19 protein-coding genes and 2 pseudogenes are annotated in these 13,868 nt (G+C 35.7%); 20 read left to right on the plus strand and 1 reads right to left on the minus strand.

The annotated features are described in order from the left end of the window. The 14 genes and pseudogenes from recT (at position 1) to RBB48_RS25900 (ending at position 8,049) form a co-directional block, all read left to right on the plus strand. Positions 1-825 carry a recombination protein RecT gene (gene recT, locus RBB48_RS25835; RefSeq protein WP_306008298.1) on the plus strand — a complete coding sequence of 275 codons (825 nt, stop codon included), beginning with the start codon at positions 1-3 and terminating at the stop codon, positions 823-825. 1 nt (position 826) lies between these two features. Beyond that, positions 827-991, plus strand: coding sequence for a hypothetical protein (locus RBB48_RS25840; protein ID WP_306008299.1), 165 nt, complete (start codon positions 827-829; stop codon positions 989-991). Between the two features lie 5 nt (positions 992-996). Then, positions 997-1,959, plus strand: a complete 963-nt coding sequence (locus RBB48_RS25845) for a DnaD domain-containing protein (protein WP_306008300.1) — start codon at positions 997-999, stop codon at positions 1,957-1,959. 70 nt (positions 1,960-2,029) lie between these two features. After that, on the plus strand, positions 2,030-2,722 hold the full coding sequence (locus RBB48_RS25850) for an ATP-binding protein (RefSeq protein WP_306008301.1): 693 nt from the start codon (positions 2,030-2,032) through the stop codon (positions 2,720-2,722). Between the two features lie 5 nt (positions 2,723-2,727). Then, positions 2,728-2,916 carry a hypothetical protein gene (locus RBB48_RS25855; RefSeq protein ID WP_306008302.1) on the plus strand — a complete coding sequence of 63 codons (189 nt, stop codon included), beginning with the start codon at positions 2,728-2,730 and terminating at the stop codon, positions 2,914-2,916. Next, a complete protein-coding gene (locus tag RBB48_RS25860; RefSeq protein ID WP_306008303.1) occupies positions 2,897-3,379 on the plus strand; it encodes a YpiB family protein in 483 nt (160 codons plus the stop codon). The genes RBB48_RS25855 and RBB48_RS25860 overlap by 20 nt, the downstream gene beginning before the upstream one ends. A 15-nt stretch (positions 3,380-3,394) precedes the next feature. Then, positions 3,395-3,841, plus strand: coding sequence for an MFS transporter (locus tag RBB48_RS25865; protein WP_306008304.1), 447 nt, complete (start codon positions 3,395-3,397; stop codon positions 3,839-3,841). A gap of 437 nt (positions 3,842-4,278) precedes the next feature. Continuing rightward, positions 4,279-4,794 carry a dUTP diphosphatase gene (locus RBB48_RS25870; RefSeq protein ID WP_306008305.1) on the plus strand — a complete coding sequence of 172 codons (516 nt, stop codon included), beginning with the start codon at positions 4,279-4,281 and terminating at the stop codon, positions 4,792-4,794. Beyond that, complete coding sequence (locus RBB48_RS25875) at positions 4,791-5,207, plus strand: DUF1064 domain-containing protein (RefSeq protein ID WP_306008306.1); 417 nt, start codon at positions 4,791-4,793, stop codon at positions 5,205-5,207. Before RBB48_RS25870 ends, RBB48_RS25875 begins: the two co-directional genes overlap by 4 nt. A 13-nt stretch (positions 5,208-5,220) precedes the next feature. Beyond that, positions 5,221-5,952 carry a 2-methylcitrate dehydratase gene (locus tag RBB48_RS25880; protein WP_306008307.1) on the plus strand — a complete coding sequence of 244 codons (732 nt, stop codon included), beginning with the start codon at positions 5,221-5,223 and terminating at the stop codon, positions 5,950-5,952. A 69-nt stretch (positions 5,953-6,021) separates the two neighbouring features. Further along, a pseudogene (locus RBB48_RS25885) lies at positions 6,022-6,186 on the plus strand (hypothetical protein); the annotation flags it as partial. Positions 6,187-6,219: 33 nt separating this feature from the next. Next, on the plus strand, positions 6,220-6,918 hold the full coding sequence (locus RBB48_RS25890; protein ID WP_306008339.1) for a hypothetical protein: 699 nt from the start codon (positions 6,220-6,222) through the stop codon (positions 6,916-6,918). A 9-nt stretch (positions 6,919-6,927) separates the two neighbouring features. Further along, positions 6,928-7,337, plus strand: a pseudogene (locus RBB48_RS25895) (hypothetical protein). Continuing rightward, a complete protein-coding gene (locus tag RBB48_RS25900; protein ID WP_306008308.1) occupies positions 7,321-8,049 on the plus strand; it encodes a sigma-70 family RNA polymerase sigma factor in 729 nt (242 codons plus the stop codon). Before RBB48_RS25895 ends, RBB48_RS25900 begins: the two are co-directional and overlap by 17 nt. Before the next feature lie 982 nt (positions 8,050-9,031). Here RBB48_RS25900 and RBB48_RS25905 read toward each other — a convergent pair. After that, positions 9,032-9,196 (minus strand): hypothetical protein, encoded by a 165-nt coding sequence (locus RBB48_RS25905; RefSeq protein ID WP_306008309.1) that lies wholly within the window; start codon positions 9,194-9,196, stop codon positions 9,032-9,034. A 916-nt stretch (positions 9,197-10,112) separates the two neighbouring features. Here RBB48_RS25905 and RBB48_RS25910 point away from each other — a divergent pair. The 6 genes from RBB48_RS25910 to RBB48_RS25935 all read left to right on the plus strand — a co-directional run bounded on the left by RBB48_RS25910 (position 10,113) and on the right by RBB48_RS25935 (position 13,859). Next, positions 10,113-10,313, plus strand: coding sequence for a hypothetical protein (locus RBB48_RS25910; protein ID WP_306008310.1), 201 nt, complete (start codon positions 10,113-10,115; stop codon positions 10,311-10,313). Continuing rightward, positions 10,310-10,717, plus strand: coding sequence for a DUF8088 domain-containing protein (locus tag RBB48_RS25915; protein WP_306008311.1), 408 nt, complete (start codon positions 10,310-10,312; stop codon positions 10,715-10,717). Before RBB48_RS25910 ends, RBB48_RS25915 begins: the two co-directional genes overlap by 4 nt. A gap of 121 nt (positions 10,718-10,838) precedes the next feature. Then, positions 10,839-11,207 carry an ArpU family phage packaging/lysis transcriptional regulator gene (locus RBB48_RS25920; RefSeq protein WP_306008312.1) on the plus strand — a complete coding sequence of 123 codons (369 nt, stop codon included), beginning with the start codon at positions 10,839-10,841 and terminating at the stop codon, positions 11,205-11,207. Between the two features lie 92 nt (positions 11,208-11,299). Further along, positions 11,300-11,995, plus strand: coding sequence for a hypothetical protein (locus RBB48_RS25925; RefSeq protein WP_306008313.1), 696 nt, complete (start codon positions 11,300-11,302; stop codon positions 11,993-11,995). A gap of 335 nt (positions 11,996-12,330) precedes the next feature. Beyond that, a complete protein-coding gene (locus tag RBB48_RS25930) occupies positions 12,331-13,065 on the plus strand; it encodes a hypothetical protein (RefSeq protein WP_306008314.1) in 735 nt (244 codons plus the stop codon). A gap of 122 nt (positions 13,066-13,187) precedes the next feature. Continuing rightward, a complete protein-coding gene (locus RBB48_RS25935) occupies positions 13,188-13,859 on the plus strand; it encodes a hypothetical protein (RefSeq protein WP_306008315.1) in 672 nt (223 codons plus the stop codon). The last annotated feature ends 9 nt before the right edge of the window (positions 13,860-13,868 follow it).

Here is a 13,868-nt window from a genome sequence, read left to right on the forward strand (position 1 = left end):
ATGGCAACTAACGATCAAATTAAAAATCAATTAGCAAATCGTAAGGCAAGCGCACCTGCAACACCGGATAAATTGGTTGAAGGTTATATGAAGAAAATGGCTCCACGTTTTGCGGAAGTTTTACCAAAGCACATGAGTATGGAGCGTATGAGTCGTATTGCACTCACGACAATCCGTACGAATCCAAAGTTATTAGAATGTGAAGTTCCTTCTCTTATGGGGGCTGTAATGCAAGCGGTGCAATTAGGATTAGAGCCAGGTTTACTCGGGCATTGCTACCTTTTACCGTTCAAAAATAAAAAGCAAAACAAAATGGAAGTCCAATTCATTATCGGCTACAAAGGGATGATTGATTTAGCTAGACGTTCTGGTCATATTCAAAGCATTTACGCACATGCAGTATATGAAAATGATGAGTTCGAGTATGAGCTTGGTTTACATCCTCAGTTAAAGCATAAGCCATCATTTGGTGAACGTGGCGAATTTATCGGAGCGTATGCAGTTGCGCATTTCAAAGATGGTGGCCATCAAATGGAATTTATGCCGAAGAGTGAAATTGAAAAGCGCCGTCAACGTTCTGCAGCGGCGAATTCAAGTTGTAGCCCATGGGCAAGTGACTATGATGAAATGGCGAAGAAAACAGTGGTCCGTTACATGTTTAAATACTTACCAATCAGCATCGAAGTTCAGTCACAAGCGCAGCAGGACGAAGTGGTTCGTAAAGATATCACGGAAGAACCAGAATTTATTGAAGCTGATCCAATTGAAGTGGAACAGTCAGCTGAAGGAGACGGACAAGGTGATTTCGTGATTGAAGGTGAGTAACATGTCCAAAGTGCTACTCTCTCGCAAATTGTGGGAGAGAGCACAGTCAAAAGATGATTTGAAGCAGTCGATTGCACGTTATATACAAACTGGTTATCCAGGTTATCGAATAGAGAAAGTCATTAAGGAAAATGAGTCTTACATCGCGATTTGCACAAGGGGGTAGACGGCATGAGCAATGCTGTATCTGAAATTGGAGGTTTGAACCTAAAAGGAAATGTGGTAGATCATGAATGGTTTACTCGTATCACTTTCAGTAATGGGAAACCACATATTGTAGCCATTATGGTTTTAAGCGAAATAGTTTACTGGTATAGACCCACAGTTATACGTGATGAAATAAACGGAAAAGTCACTTATAAGAAAAAATTCAAGGCTGATAAATTACAAAAGAATTATCAACAGTTGGCTGATACTTTTGGATTTACAAAGCTACAAGTAAAAAGAGCATGTGATTTACTAACGGATATGTTTCTTATAAAAATTGAATTTCGTACTATCCATGTAGATGGAAAGGTTTTAAATAATGTGATGTTTGTTGAACCAGTAGCATCAGAAATTAAAAAGATATCTACCATGTATCAACAAGTAAATGAAGACCCTGGTTACTTAGAAGTCACCACCCTCCTTACTTCAAAGTCACCACCCTCCTTACTTCAAAGTAATGACCCTCCTAACTTAGAAGTAAGGACAAATACAGAGATTACTACAGAGATTACTACAAATATAGATGATGATAACCAGCATCCATTAATTGATCCACAGTTTAAAAATAGCTTAGAACACTTAATGAAAAGTAACATTCCATTAAGCGTAATCGCAGAGCAGGAGTTAGGAGAGTTTTGTGATTCGTTTGGTAGTGAATTAGTAAATAGAGCGGTTGATAAAGCTATCGATGAAAATGCTCCAAGGTGGGCGTACATTCGAAAGATTTTAATGAACTGGCAAAAAAGCAACGTAAAAACAATGGCAGATGTAATCAAGCTAGATGAGGATTATAAAAACCAAAGAGGTGGTGTAGACAATGCAACACGTAGGGCACACACTGGCAGAGGTTATGGTACGAGCAGAAGCTATGAGGAAGAAAATGCAAACAGAGAGCGTAACATGCCAAGTTTCATTAAACGAGTATAGATGTTTAAAATGTCAGGATTCGGAAGTGGTTTTCTACGAAGAAGTAAATCAGTTTGGTATGAGGGTTTCAATGCAAAAGGATTGTGAATGTAAAGCGCAACGAGTACTGGAGCGTAGATTGAAAAACGCGATGATTCCAGAAGAATTTACAGATGCTCGGTTCGATTCATACAAACGAGAAACAGAGGAACAAAAGCTTCTGTATAGCACGATGGGTAAATATCTGCAGAGTTTTAAAGAGATCAAGGAATCAAAACAAAATAGCTTGGGATTCATTGCAACATTTGGTGAGCTGCGAATTAAGCAATTGGAGCCAGCAAAGCGAGCGCAAGCCAAGAGAGAACATAACAGTTTTGGACTTGGTAAAACACATCTTCAAGTAGCTGCAGCAAAGTATCTAATGAAGCGAGGGTATAGCGTACTGCTTATATCAGACGGAACTTTCATGGATGATCTTATTGCAGCCAAGATGATGAACGATGATAAGAAAGAATTTAACCGATTGTTAAACCATGCAAAACAAGTAGAGGTCCTCATCTGGGATGACTTAGGGAAGTCAAAATGGTCAGAAGCGAAAGAGAACCTCTACTATCAAATTATTGATTATCGGTATCGCCATAATTTGCCGATTTTATACAGCTCGAATGAAGATGATGAAACATTACCTGAAAAGATTGGTTATGCAGCAAAGAGCCGTTTGTTCGGCATGAGTAAACATTATTTAATCGCTGTAGAAGGCGATGATTATCGTGAGAAGGAGTGAAGAAAATGTGCATGACATGCAGTAACACTGGTGTAGTTCATAAAGAAATTTATCCTGGGATGATAACGATTGAAGGTTGTACTTGTGAGGTAGCAAAGCAGCAAGAAGCCATGCAAAAAGAAAATTGGGATGCTTGGATACAAAAATTTGAAGGATGGAAAAGGGGGTTACTGCATGAGCAACGTGTCGGTTGAGAAAAAGCTTGAGTTTATGGAATTTCTTCTAAGACACATTTTAAAAAAAGGAGAAGAAGGTTTTAAGCTGATCTACACATTTAAAAAGCATCTAAGGTTTTCAGACAGAATTCAATTTGTTGAAAACGCAAAGAAATACCCGTATGGCATTGAGATTTCAGCAGCATTTTCAGAAGGCAACACGTTTGCATTTTATAAACCGAATCTAACTGGTACGGAAGGAATAGCTGCATATAACCATTTTAATGCAAACGATGCTCCGATTTATATTCAAATCAATTTCAAAGGTAAGTACAAAGAGCCGTTATACATGGAAGTGCTTGAAGATGATGAATGCTCCATTGAAACGCATATTGACGGGGAAGATCATGATGAAATTGATCAGTTAATTAAATATAACCTCATCGACCATGCACTGGAAACAAGAAACGAAGAACTTTTCCGTAAGTTGATTGCAAATTAAGGGGGAGATGAAGGAATGGCGGTTCTTTACAAATATAAATTAAAAACCATTTTCGAACATTGGCCAAACGAAGAATTTGTAGTAGCGGAAACCGAGGGAAAGGCAAGATTCTTGTATTGGCAAAAGTTTAGAACAAGATTTCTAACAATGCCAATCGTTGAATTCATGAAGTTTGTAAAGTGCGAGAACGAAGGCGTTTTTGACATCAAGCGCATGTACAGCGCAGAGAAAGCTTTCAAGAAGATGCAGAATTACCGCAACCTACATTTCGCTTACATGGGGATGCGTGTAAACGTAGCTGGCATGTGGGGTACGATCGTTGGGAACTGGAAAACTCATTTGTTCGTTTTGTTCGATGGGGAAATTGAGAAGCACAACTGTCATCCTTTTTGGGAAATTGCTTACTACGATGATGAGGGCGAATTGGTTCGAAGCTACCAGAAGGGGGAATATGCGATATAAAAAAGGACTAGCGGTTGCACCCGCTGTCCTTTAATAGGAGAAAGAGTATTCTTGTTTAGAACTACGCATAAACAGAAAATCTGCTTGTAATTAGTTTTACCCTAAATGTACGTGTCTATACAAAAAAGGGATAAGTAAAAAATACTTATCCCCAGGAAGGGAAATCCCAAGCACCAAAATGGCTCGTATTGGTCTACAGGTTCAAAAGTAGTATATGTAGAACGAAAAAATCTCATACAAAAAGCAGATAAGTGAAGAACCTATCTGCCTCTGCTGTAACAAAAGAAAGAAGTATTAGCCGTGGATACGGCGGCTTGAAAATAGTATGTATTTTTTATTTAAAAAATATTCAAGGGGTGAAGACACATGGAATGTGCACAAAATGCTGTATATGAAATCACTCAGTTAATTAGTGAAGTGAAAGGGGAAAAACGATAATGAACATCGCAAAATTACGGGGATTACAAAAGATACTTGATAATCGGATTATTAAACAACATGGTTTGGAAGGTCAAAACTTAGTTAGTAATTTAATCTTAGCGCTACAGGTTGAAATTGCTGAATTAGCAAACGAAACACGTTGTTTTAAACATTGGAGTAATAAAGGCCCAAGTGAAAGAAAAGCCATTCTGACAGAGTTTGTGGATGGACTGCATTTTATTTTAAGTATCAGCAATCAGTTGGATGTCACAATAGAGTTTCGTTGCGAGGATGAAACAGAAAAAACAATCGTTGGAACATTCAACAAGCTATTTTATTACGTAGGAGAAATGTGGGATACAGCACATAATTATCCAGAAAGTAAACTGCAATTAGCAGATGATGTTGAAATAATTTTTAACTTGTTTATGGAATTAGGAACAAAGCACCTCGGATTTACTCATGAGGAAATTGAAGCAGCATACCTGGAAAAGAACAAAGTAAATCATCAACGTCAGGATGATGGATATTGAGTAAGTACAATAACAAGAAAATTAAAATAGACGGCCATGTTTTCGATAGTAAGACCGAATCGGATTATTACACGGGTTTAAAAGTTCGCAAAGCTGCAGGTGAAATTTTAAATTTTGAATTACAACCGAGATTCACTCTGCAGCCAGCGTTTATAAAAAGCGGCAAAAAATATCAAGCAATTACATATAAGGCAGACTTCATGGTTTATTTGCCAAATGGTGATGTGGAAGTTGTTGATATAAAGGGTATGGTAACAGAAACGTTCGCGGTAAAGCGAAAAATGTTTGAGTATAAATACCCACATTTACAACTCATCTTGCTAAAACATGTGAGGAAATACGGTGGATTTATCACACTCGATGAATACAACAAATTAAAACGAGAAGAGAAAAAACTAAAACAAGCGAAATAAGGGAGCGGATCATATGTCATATATCGAATTCAAACCAACTTTAAAGAAAGTAAATCTTAAACCTGATGGTAAGAAAGAAATCGTTTTGGAAGTAACGGATTCATCATTGCGCGGTAAGTTGGATGTACTTTCCGAAATGATCGATACAAAAGTATTTATCTCGCTGGAATCCATGCAGGTTAATTTCAACGTTACTGTTAACGCAAAAACGAACGAACCAGTAACGCAGTATGAAGTTGATGACAAAGGGTTTGTGAAAGAAGTAAAGGCATCATTTGAACAGTTAGAAGCTGATTTCGATATTCCAGAAGAGAAAATTCCAACTCGTGAAGAGAAAGAGCAAGCGGATCGTGAAATTGTAGATGCGTTTATTATCAGCGGACTTGCTCCAGGTTTAGATGATTTACCGCATGATTTTGCTTACATCGTAAAACGAAAACTCGAAGGAGAGTCATATCTAAAGTTAGCAAATGAGCTGAAAATTTCTAACGTGAAGCTGATTGAAATGATAGATGATTACCGCGCTCGTATCGCACCAATGGCAATTAAATGGAACGAATGGAAAGAGAACCAGCCTGATGTAACAGAGCAGCTAAAGACAGAAGAGAAACCGAAGGAAGAAACAGATACAGAAGAAACGATTGCAACGGAAGAAGAGCAGGTGCAAGAACAAGAATCGCAATCTTCTGAAGAAAATAAAGCTGCCGATGAGGATAAGCCATTTGATGAAAAATTAGAAGACTAATAAATACAGGTTGGTAGTATAACAAATTCGTTGTACTACCTGCTTTTCAATCTCATATGGGGTGATGGATTGAACAAAACGGAAAAACGTCAAATCCGACTTAGGATTTTAAATATACAAGATGATCAGTGTAAAGGTTGCAAGAAGGTTCCGAGGTACAGTGCTACATGTAAAAATCATAAAACTTCTTGGTGTACAGAGAATTGTGAAGTTGGCAAAAAACTAAAAAGACTAGGTGAAAGCCTACTCGAGGGGAGAACGGAACATATGGCTGAACAAAAAAATTGGGATCAAATTTGTGCCACTGCTGAAAAGTTACGTAAGGCAGATGTGAAGAAATGGACTTGGGGAAATATCGCTGAACACTTGGGGGTAAACGAAAAGACTTTATATCATCACATTTCAAAAAGACGCGAAGAAAAAGAAGTGCCTAATAAGCGCGTAGGAGCATCGAAGAAATCCCAGGATACAAAACCGTCACCACAACCTCAAAACGTTGAGAAAACGAAAATTGCATTGTCAGAATTTAAATCTGTAGCTGCTGATTATATCGAGAAAACAGAAACGTTAGATGTTTTTTGGAAAGGTCAATTAAATACAATCCTTGATGAAAAAGATGAACTTCAAAAAGAGTTAAGTGAAGTATCGAAAATGTATGAGGGGTTGAAAGAGCTAAAAGAAAAACTAGCAAATGATTTCATCGCAGAAACGCAAGCTCGACTGGAAGCGGAAGATGCATTTGAAAGCATGAAGCAACAATTACAAGCTCGTGAGGAAGATTACAGCACATTATTAAACGAATTTAATGCAGTTACTGAAAAGAATCATGAATTAGAGCATGACCTTAGAAAAATGCATATCAACGTACGTGCTGCAGAAGAAACGGCTGCGAAAGAACGTGAGTATCGTTTAGAACTTCAAGGTAGAGCGCAGGCGCTTGGTATGGCGCTCAAAGTAGTCTTGTAGGTGAGCTATATGAAACTTACTAAAGAAGAACGAAAAGAGATCACATACAAAGTTGGTGACATTATCGAACAGAAATGCAGACGTTGTTATTATAATCGCTCATCCAACGAAAGTTTTAGTGTTAATGAATGTAAAGCATGCCCGACTGGTGATGAATTACGTCGGTTGGGCAGATATTTGGATACACAGCCTAAAAAGAATGGTGGACCTAGAAGGGAAACACCGAGTGTTTTAACACCTGAGGTCGTCAGGAATTTAAACATGCAAGGTATACCGGATAAAGATATTGGTATTATGTATGATCTTAGCCCCTCGTATGTTGGGAAAAGAAAAAACATTGGCAACGAGTGGGTATTTGGAAAGGTCCGACAGATATGAGAGAAATCAAAAGGGGTGGAGCGAATGCCGGAAATAGTTGATGTGAAAACCTTGACGGATAATGAGTTTTTAAAAAAATATAAAAAGCTAGTTTATAAGTTTGTATGGGAAAAGTACGGATCGAATTTGGAGTCTATCAAAAGTAATACAGGTTTAGAAATAGAGGATCTAATTCAATGCGGCATGATCGGATTACTTAAGGCAAGAAAAGATTTTGATCCTGCATATGGGTGCAAGTTCTCCACTTTAGCGATTCCTAAAATGCATGGGGAAACTACTAGAGCGATTATAAATAATCAAAAAGTTAAAGTGACGCGAGAAATATTCTACTTAAAAGGCAGAATTATTAGAGAAAAATTAGCGGAAGAAAAACCAGAGGTCATTAGTCAGTTATTAGGCGTAACTGTTGAGGATGTAGAAGAAGTTTTGCGATATCAGCAAATTCCAAGTTCTTTACATGACGTAACATTTTTATCAGGAAGTGGAGATACTGATTTAACCCTAGAGCAAATGCTTGTCGATGAAAGCTCAACACGTAAAACAGAAGAAATCGATGAAAAGATAGTAATGCGTTCTTTTATAAATACGCTACCAGATAGAGAGTTAATGATCTGGGATATGTATTCAAATCATATGTCACAAGAAAGTATTGGTGAACGTGTAGGGGTTACTCAGACTCAAGTGAGCCGCATATTAAAACGAATCAACGAAAGAGCTGCAGCCTTCGGTAAGGAACAGGGGGTGGCGAAGTAGTACCAATTTTGAATTTTATTAGAAAATTGGACTAAAAGCATCATCACTGAAATAAAAAAGCTCTGCACACAGGGCATCTAAAAGATACCTTAGCAATAACGACGATTAGGGGGACGTATTAGCTAAGGTATCTGGATGGATGGCTGCATACTAAGTATGCAATCAAGAGCATTGTTGAATGTATTGGGATATTCAACAGGTTTAGAATAACACGAAATTTCTGTTAACTCACCCGGTAAATTTATCCTGAAAATATTCGGTAGGATTTTTAGGTCTAAAATATGTTCATAAATTATAACAAAAGCGTTATTTTGTTGAAACGTAATGCGGAGATAAATAAGGCCGTTCCTTTTATCGGAACGGCCTTACAAATAACCTGTGCTGGAGATTGCATCAAATGGCATAAGATGTTTTCTCTAAGCAGTATAGACAAGGATTTTTGCGATTATACGTAAAAACGGCAGGTAATTGACTAAGTTACCCGCCATGCACTAAACGATACGGAGTAAAGACCTCCGATCTGAAAGAGAGTAGCTGTGGGAAGCTGACCTGCAGATAGTATGTGTAATGTAAAAAAGATTATTCGTAAATGAGAATGAAAAATTATTTTATAAGGACTGGCATTCTTTTAGTTTCAAATCTTTCAAAGTCTATAGGACAATATGCAAACGTCTCGATAGGTTCTGAAGTTTCATTCATTAAAAAAGTATGGTTAATTACTTGGCCAGAAGAAGAATAAAATGTAATTTTGGTTTTTGATAAAGGAGGAAGCGTTATAACTAGCGGATTACTTGAAATATTAATCGCCTCCTAAATTATTTGATGCTATAAGAACTTAAAATGTATTTAATAAATATGTATGAACTCATGTTATAAAGTTAGTACTTTATGAATTGAGAAATTCAATAAAATAGTTAATTTATAAAAAGCAGTTAGCTTTCGCTAACTGCTCCACTCCCAACTGGAGTTCTAGTTATGTAATTTAGATGATAATACTACCTACTAGGATTAAGGCTCCTAGCAAAATTAGAGAATCAACTAAAATCAAGAACTGGTTTTTCTGTGGCTTTTTCAATTCTTTTATTAAGCTGAAAATTGCACTTAATCCGAAACAAATGTATAACAAAATCATTATCGTTCCTGGCATAATTAACACCCCTAATATATCGATACTTTAATTATATAACGAAAAATATATACATGTAAGTTTTTAATCAAATTCTTATTGTACGACCAAAAATAAAAGAACCCGTTTGTTATAAACGGATTCTTCTCTCAAGGTCTGCAAGAAATTCAAGGTAACTTGACCAGAGTAACCTGTGGAATTCCTTGTGATAATACTGTATGCAAAGGAACCAATAAGGTTAATGAATTTCAAACAAAATCGTTATTTTAAATAAAAGAAGCCCCGTTTGTCTGGGGGGCTCCTAAGGGTAATCGTCAAGTAATGACGTACTCGACTAATTAACAATATCATGAATTTTTTGGCAAAAATACTGGTAAATGTGTCCAAATGAACGGGCTTCATTTTAAACCAAAACGCTATTTTATAAAAAAAAGAACCCGCTAACTGCAACGAGTTCTAAAAAAGAGTTTAACTCTCTGTGAGTGTTTCTTTTCTATAATTGTACAGGCCAGATATTGATCCCAAAAGAAGTGAGATGGAGATTATCATGATGAGATACTGTCTGAAATAGATAGTATTTGTAGGCATCCACAGAATAAAGATGGCTAATAAGACAAGTAGTGAAGTACACATTGTATAAGATATTTGGAACTTGATTCTAAGCCTTTCTGTGTCGTTGGTACCTATTTTCTTAAATGTTATAGAGAATAAGATGACAGACGCTAGAGTAAGAAAGGTTGTTATACCTACAAATAAATTAAAATGAAGAATGTCACTAGATAACCAGGATTCTAACCATTGAAAAATAACCATTTTATCATCCTTTCTTAAATGTCTAAATGATAAATGTTGTTAATCTATGTATATATTAACATATTGTGGGTTTTGAGAGGGAGTATAACAAAAACTTCATTTTAGAAGAAAAGAGGAATGAAAAATGAACTTAAAGGAGTACGTCGTTTATAAAGGTGAAACATTCGTATGTATTGGAACTGCAAAGGAATGTGCTCAACATATGGGCGTACTTCCTGCAACAGTTCGTTATTATACAACGCCAGCTTATCAGAGGAAGTTAGGGAAGCGGAAGAGAGCAAGAAACTATTTAATTGTTACAAAACTTGAGGAGGATGAGGAATGAACAAAGTAACTATTAAATTAGGGCAAGGTGATAGTGCTTGGAAAGAAAAGAATGCAGTTGTCGAGTTCTTAGGTAAGCGAGGGTATGACATGCAGCCGTATGAAGAGATTGGAGTCATTCATTTAACAAAAGGGATTACTGAAGAACCAGTAGAATTTGCTGATAATGTTTTTGATCATCGTCCGAATTTAGAAAATCTAAAAGCCATTGGTAAAGATAATGATTTCATGTTCCAAGCACTAGCATACATGGGAAATGCATCACATTTTATGAGCTGGGCTAATACGGTGTTAGAACTTGTTGATGAAGTTCCAGAAGAGTTAAAGGAAGACATTAAGAAAGTTCATTCCGGTATCTGGGTAATGCAAGAACGATTCATGTTTATAACACAGAAGGCAATGTGATGGAATTACTTTCAACTAAAGAACGGGTTCAAGAGGCTATCGATTATTTAAAAGAATGCCAAAAAGAAATGAAGTAATGTTCTAAAGAGTAAGCAGATCGAACGGAGGGGAACCGTATCGTATGAATCAACCTTATAGACATGTAAACGAAAAGGAAATACGGCCTTTCGTGATAGAGGTGTTACGTGATTATCGTGTACTAAAAGTGAAATTCCAAAACATACAGGAACGGACGGAATTTGGAGCGGAACTATTATTTCCGGAACTTAGGAAAAGTACAGATGATGAAATTAGATATAGACAATTAAAACGTGCATTTGAAGAAGCTTTGGATGAGGACGAGCAACAGATACTAGAAATGAAGTATATGAATCACAAAGAGTTAAATGATGAATACATTTATACAGTGCTTGGAATGAAGAAAGGGAAATTCTATAGAAAAAAGAAAACGGCTGTAAGGAATGTAGCGAAAGCTTTGGGGATGATCTAGCTCTACTTTGTAGAGCTTTTTATTTTTATAATCATTATTGGGTAAAAGTGGTAAAATTATCGTAGGGTTAATACATAGAAGGAGATGGAGTTATGTTTAAATATCCGTTTAACAAGCAAACGATTGAACCATTCGTTATTTCAGATTTATCTAATGATAAAATTGAAAATTCATTAAGTGATGATTATGAACAAACTTATTCAACGGAACTATTGTTTGAGGGAGAACATTGGTGGGGTAATTTACATATTTACTTTTTAGCTAAGGGATTTGCCGATGGAAAAGATAAAGGGTATATCGATGTATTGTTTAAGCCTGGAGCATTTGGATATCGTGATAATAGCAAATCAGATGATTTAGAGTTTGTGGATGATGCTAAAGCTATGCAATTGATATTTAGTGCTTTTTCAGAAGAAGTCCAGGACAGTGTTGATGAAGGATTAGAAGCTTTATATGATTATATCGAAGAAGGGAAATTTGTAGATTATGATATTGAGTACAATAAACCTAAGAAGTTGTATCAAGAAAAAATAACAGATATTTATGTTACACAGACATTAACAGAAGATGGTGTAGTTGAACTGATTTATGATGAAAATGGTTGTACAATCAAAGCTAATACATATAAAAGTATAAGTGAATGTGAGTTTAATGATAAAGTTATGAAATTTGAGTATAATGGTCAAAAGTTTGTATTGGAGTCCTATGTAAATGCAATTTTTCATGGGAAAGAAGAATACCATTTCGAAGATGAAGAACGAAATAGAGAATCATTAAAGTTAATATAGAGACAAAAAAGGCACTAAATCGGGTACCTTTTTATATTGGAATCGGCGATATGATATTCCTACAGTTAATTGTTCTTTGAAAAGAGCATAACGTGGGGATAACGTATCTATGCGCTCATAATCAATGATCATAGCCCCTTTATCAAAACGTTACTCGGTCGGAATGGACGGAGAATGAAAAGGCGAAAAGACCAATTATATGTATATATTCAGCCGCGATGCATGAGTGTCGTGGCTTTTTGTAAATATTATAATCGGATGGTAAATTTCAATATCTTAATTAGAGGATGTCTCGTCTTTTTGTCGAAATTAGTAGACGAAAGGTGGAGAGATTTTTGCTAAAATTTATAAAGCGTAATAGTAAAGAAATTGGCATTATCTTAGCGGTTGCAGTATTTACTCCAATTATTTTAGGGTTAGTTCTCAATATCCCTACAGGGCATTTAACCATTGGCGATGAAAATTCATGGGTTGGATTTTTTGGAAGTTATACTGGAGGGATTATTGGAGGGATAGTTGCACTAATTATTGCAAGTTCTCAAGTAATAAATGATAGAAAAAAGAACAAAGAAAGCCAACGTTCTTTTTTGTCAGCAACTACTACAATATGCGATTTTTCTAAAGGGGGTACCTGGCGAAAAAAAGAAGGTCGTACTGTGATAACAAAGGGTGCTTTGGATTTAAACCTGGATTGGGAAGAACACGAAACCACTTATTATTCAGTTATAAGGTATGGTGGGCCTGATATTATAGTAAATTGTAACTTCCAAATAATTATTGGGAAAGATAAGATTTTTAGTGAGGAAGAGATTATAGAAGTATGGCTTGATTATTTTGGGAAAGATGAAGAGATTCTTATACCATTGTGTACGAAAAAATTTACTGGAGTTGCAAGGTATCAACCGGCAGTTAAAGAAATTCAAGTGGTTTATGGCACATTAGCGGGAGAAAAAATAAAATTTCAACAAACAGAGAAAGAAATGAAAAGAATTCATTGGCTAATAGGGGATAAAGAAGAGGAAATTCTTGCCCATGATATTCGATATACTGCTTTTAAACAAAAACAATAGTAAACTTGCGCCTTTATTGTTAGGGCGCTTTTTATATTGTATAAATAATGGTATTAAATAATAGAAAATCATTATGTTATGATATCTTATGGTTATAGATACAGTAGAGAGGATGAATACCATTGCAAACTAGTTTTTGGCCAGCGGTGATCACTGGTGGAGCCGCTATAATAGTAGCGTTCATATCTGGTTACATTACGTTAAGAATTACATGGATTAATAATAAAAGACAAGATGATAGATGGCGTGCGGATTTTTTCTTAAAAATGAAGTTTGAAGCTTTAACTGATTTCCGTCAAAAATCAGCAGTAGCAATGAAAAGTATGGAATATTTTTGTTCTGAAAAAGGAAATTTTGAATTGCTGAAAACTTTAAATTTGAAAGAAAAAGACCTACATCATCAACCACCAAAAAGAGATTACACTACAGTGTATGTAACTGAGGAGTCAAAACAAAAATTTATTAAATTAACCAATGAAAAAGCGAGAATATTAGAAGAAGATTTTTTAGAATTAGATAAATCTTATAAGGTAATCGCAATATATTTAACTAAAGAAGAAAAAGAAATATTAGAGAAATTTATCGAAGAAATGAGGAGATATGAACATTTTATATCAGGGAATATAAAGAACTATGGAAATGGTGAAGATATTCGTTTGTTGGAGAACTTTATTCATTATTCAGCTACTATATATAAAGAAGGCTATCAGAAGTTAAGGGTATATGAAAATGAAGCAGATAATATTCTAATTAAACATTTATTCCCTGGAAAAGTGAGGAGATTAGTAAATTAATAATCAAAA

It is taken from the genome of Bacillus sp. MMSF_3353, assembly GCF_030733445.1.
Lineage (GTDB): Bacteria > Bacillota > Bacilli > Bacillales > Bacillaceae_G > Bacillus_A > Bacillus_A wiedmannii.

Excerpts from the sequence above, each read along its gene's own strand:
- RBB48_RS25850 (WP_306008301.1), top strand. The coding sequence starts at position 2,030 with ATGCAAAAGGATTGTGAATGTAAAGCGCAACGAGTACTGGAGCGTAGA.
- RBB48_RS25880 (WP_306008307.1), top strand. The coding sequence starts at position 5,221 with ATGTCATATATCGAATTCAAACCAACTTTAAAGAAAGTAAATCTTAAA.
- RBB48_RS25920 (WP_306008312.1), top strand. The coding sequence starts at position 10,839 with ATGAATCAACCTTATAGACATGTAAACGAAAAGGAAATACGGCCTTTC.
- RBB48_RS25860 (WP_306008303.1), top strand. The coding sequence starts at position 2,897 with ATGAGCAACGTGTCGGTTGAGAAAAAGCTTGAGTTTATGGAATTTCTT.
- RBB48_RS25925 (WP_306008313.1), top strand. The coding sequence starts at position 11,300 with ATGTTTAAATATCCGTTTAACAAGCAAACGATTGAACCATTCGTTATT.
- RBB48_RS25855 (WP_306008302.1), top strand. The coding sequence starts at position 2,728 with ATGTGCATGACATGCAGTAACACTGGTGTAGTTCATAAAGAAATTTAT.
- RBB48_RS25840 (WP_306008299.1), top strand. The coding sequence starts at position 827 with ATGTCCAAAGTGCTACTCTCTCGCAAATTGTGGGAGAGAGCACAGTCA.
- RBB48_RS25915 (WP_306008311.1), top strand. The coding sequence starts at position 10,310 with ATGAACAAAGTAACTATTAAATTAGGGCAAGGTGATAGTGCTTGGAAA.
- RBB48_RS25865 (WP_306008304.1), top strand. The coding sequence starts at position 3,395 with ATGGCGGTTCTTTACAAATATAAATTAAAAACCATTTTCGAACATTGG.
- RBB48_RS25890 (WP_306008339.1), top strand. The coding sequence starts at position 6,220 with ATGGCTGAACAAAAAAATTGGGATCAAATTTGTGCCACTGCTGAAAAG.
- RBB48_RS25845 (WP_306008300.1), top strand. The coding sequence starts at position 997 with ATGAGCAATGCTGTATCTGAAATTGGAGGTTTGAACCTAAAAGGAAAT.
- RBB48_RS25870 (WP_306008305.1), top strand. The coding sequence starts at position 4,279 with ATGAACATCGCAAAATTACGGGGATTACAAAAGATACTTGATAATCGG.
- RBB48_RS25905 (WP_306008309.1), bottom strand. The coding sequence starts at position 9,196 with ATGCCAGGAACGATAATGATTTTGTTATACATTTGTTTCGGATTAAGT.
- RBB48_RS25900 (WP_306008308.1), top strand. The coding sequence starts at position 7,321 with ATGCCGGAAATAGTTGATGTGAAAACCTTGACGGATAATGAGTTTTTA.
- recT (WP_306008298.1), top strand. The coding sequence starts at position 1 with ATGGCAACTAACGATCAAATTAAAAATCAATTAGCAAATCGTAAGGCA.
- RBB48_RS25910 (WP_306008310.1), top strand. The coding sequence starts at position 10,113 with ATGAACTTAAAGGAGTACGTCGTTTATAAAGGTGAAACATTCGTATGT.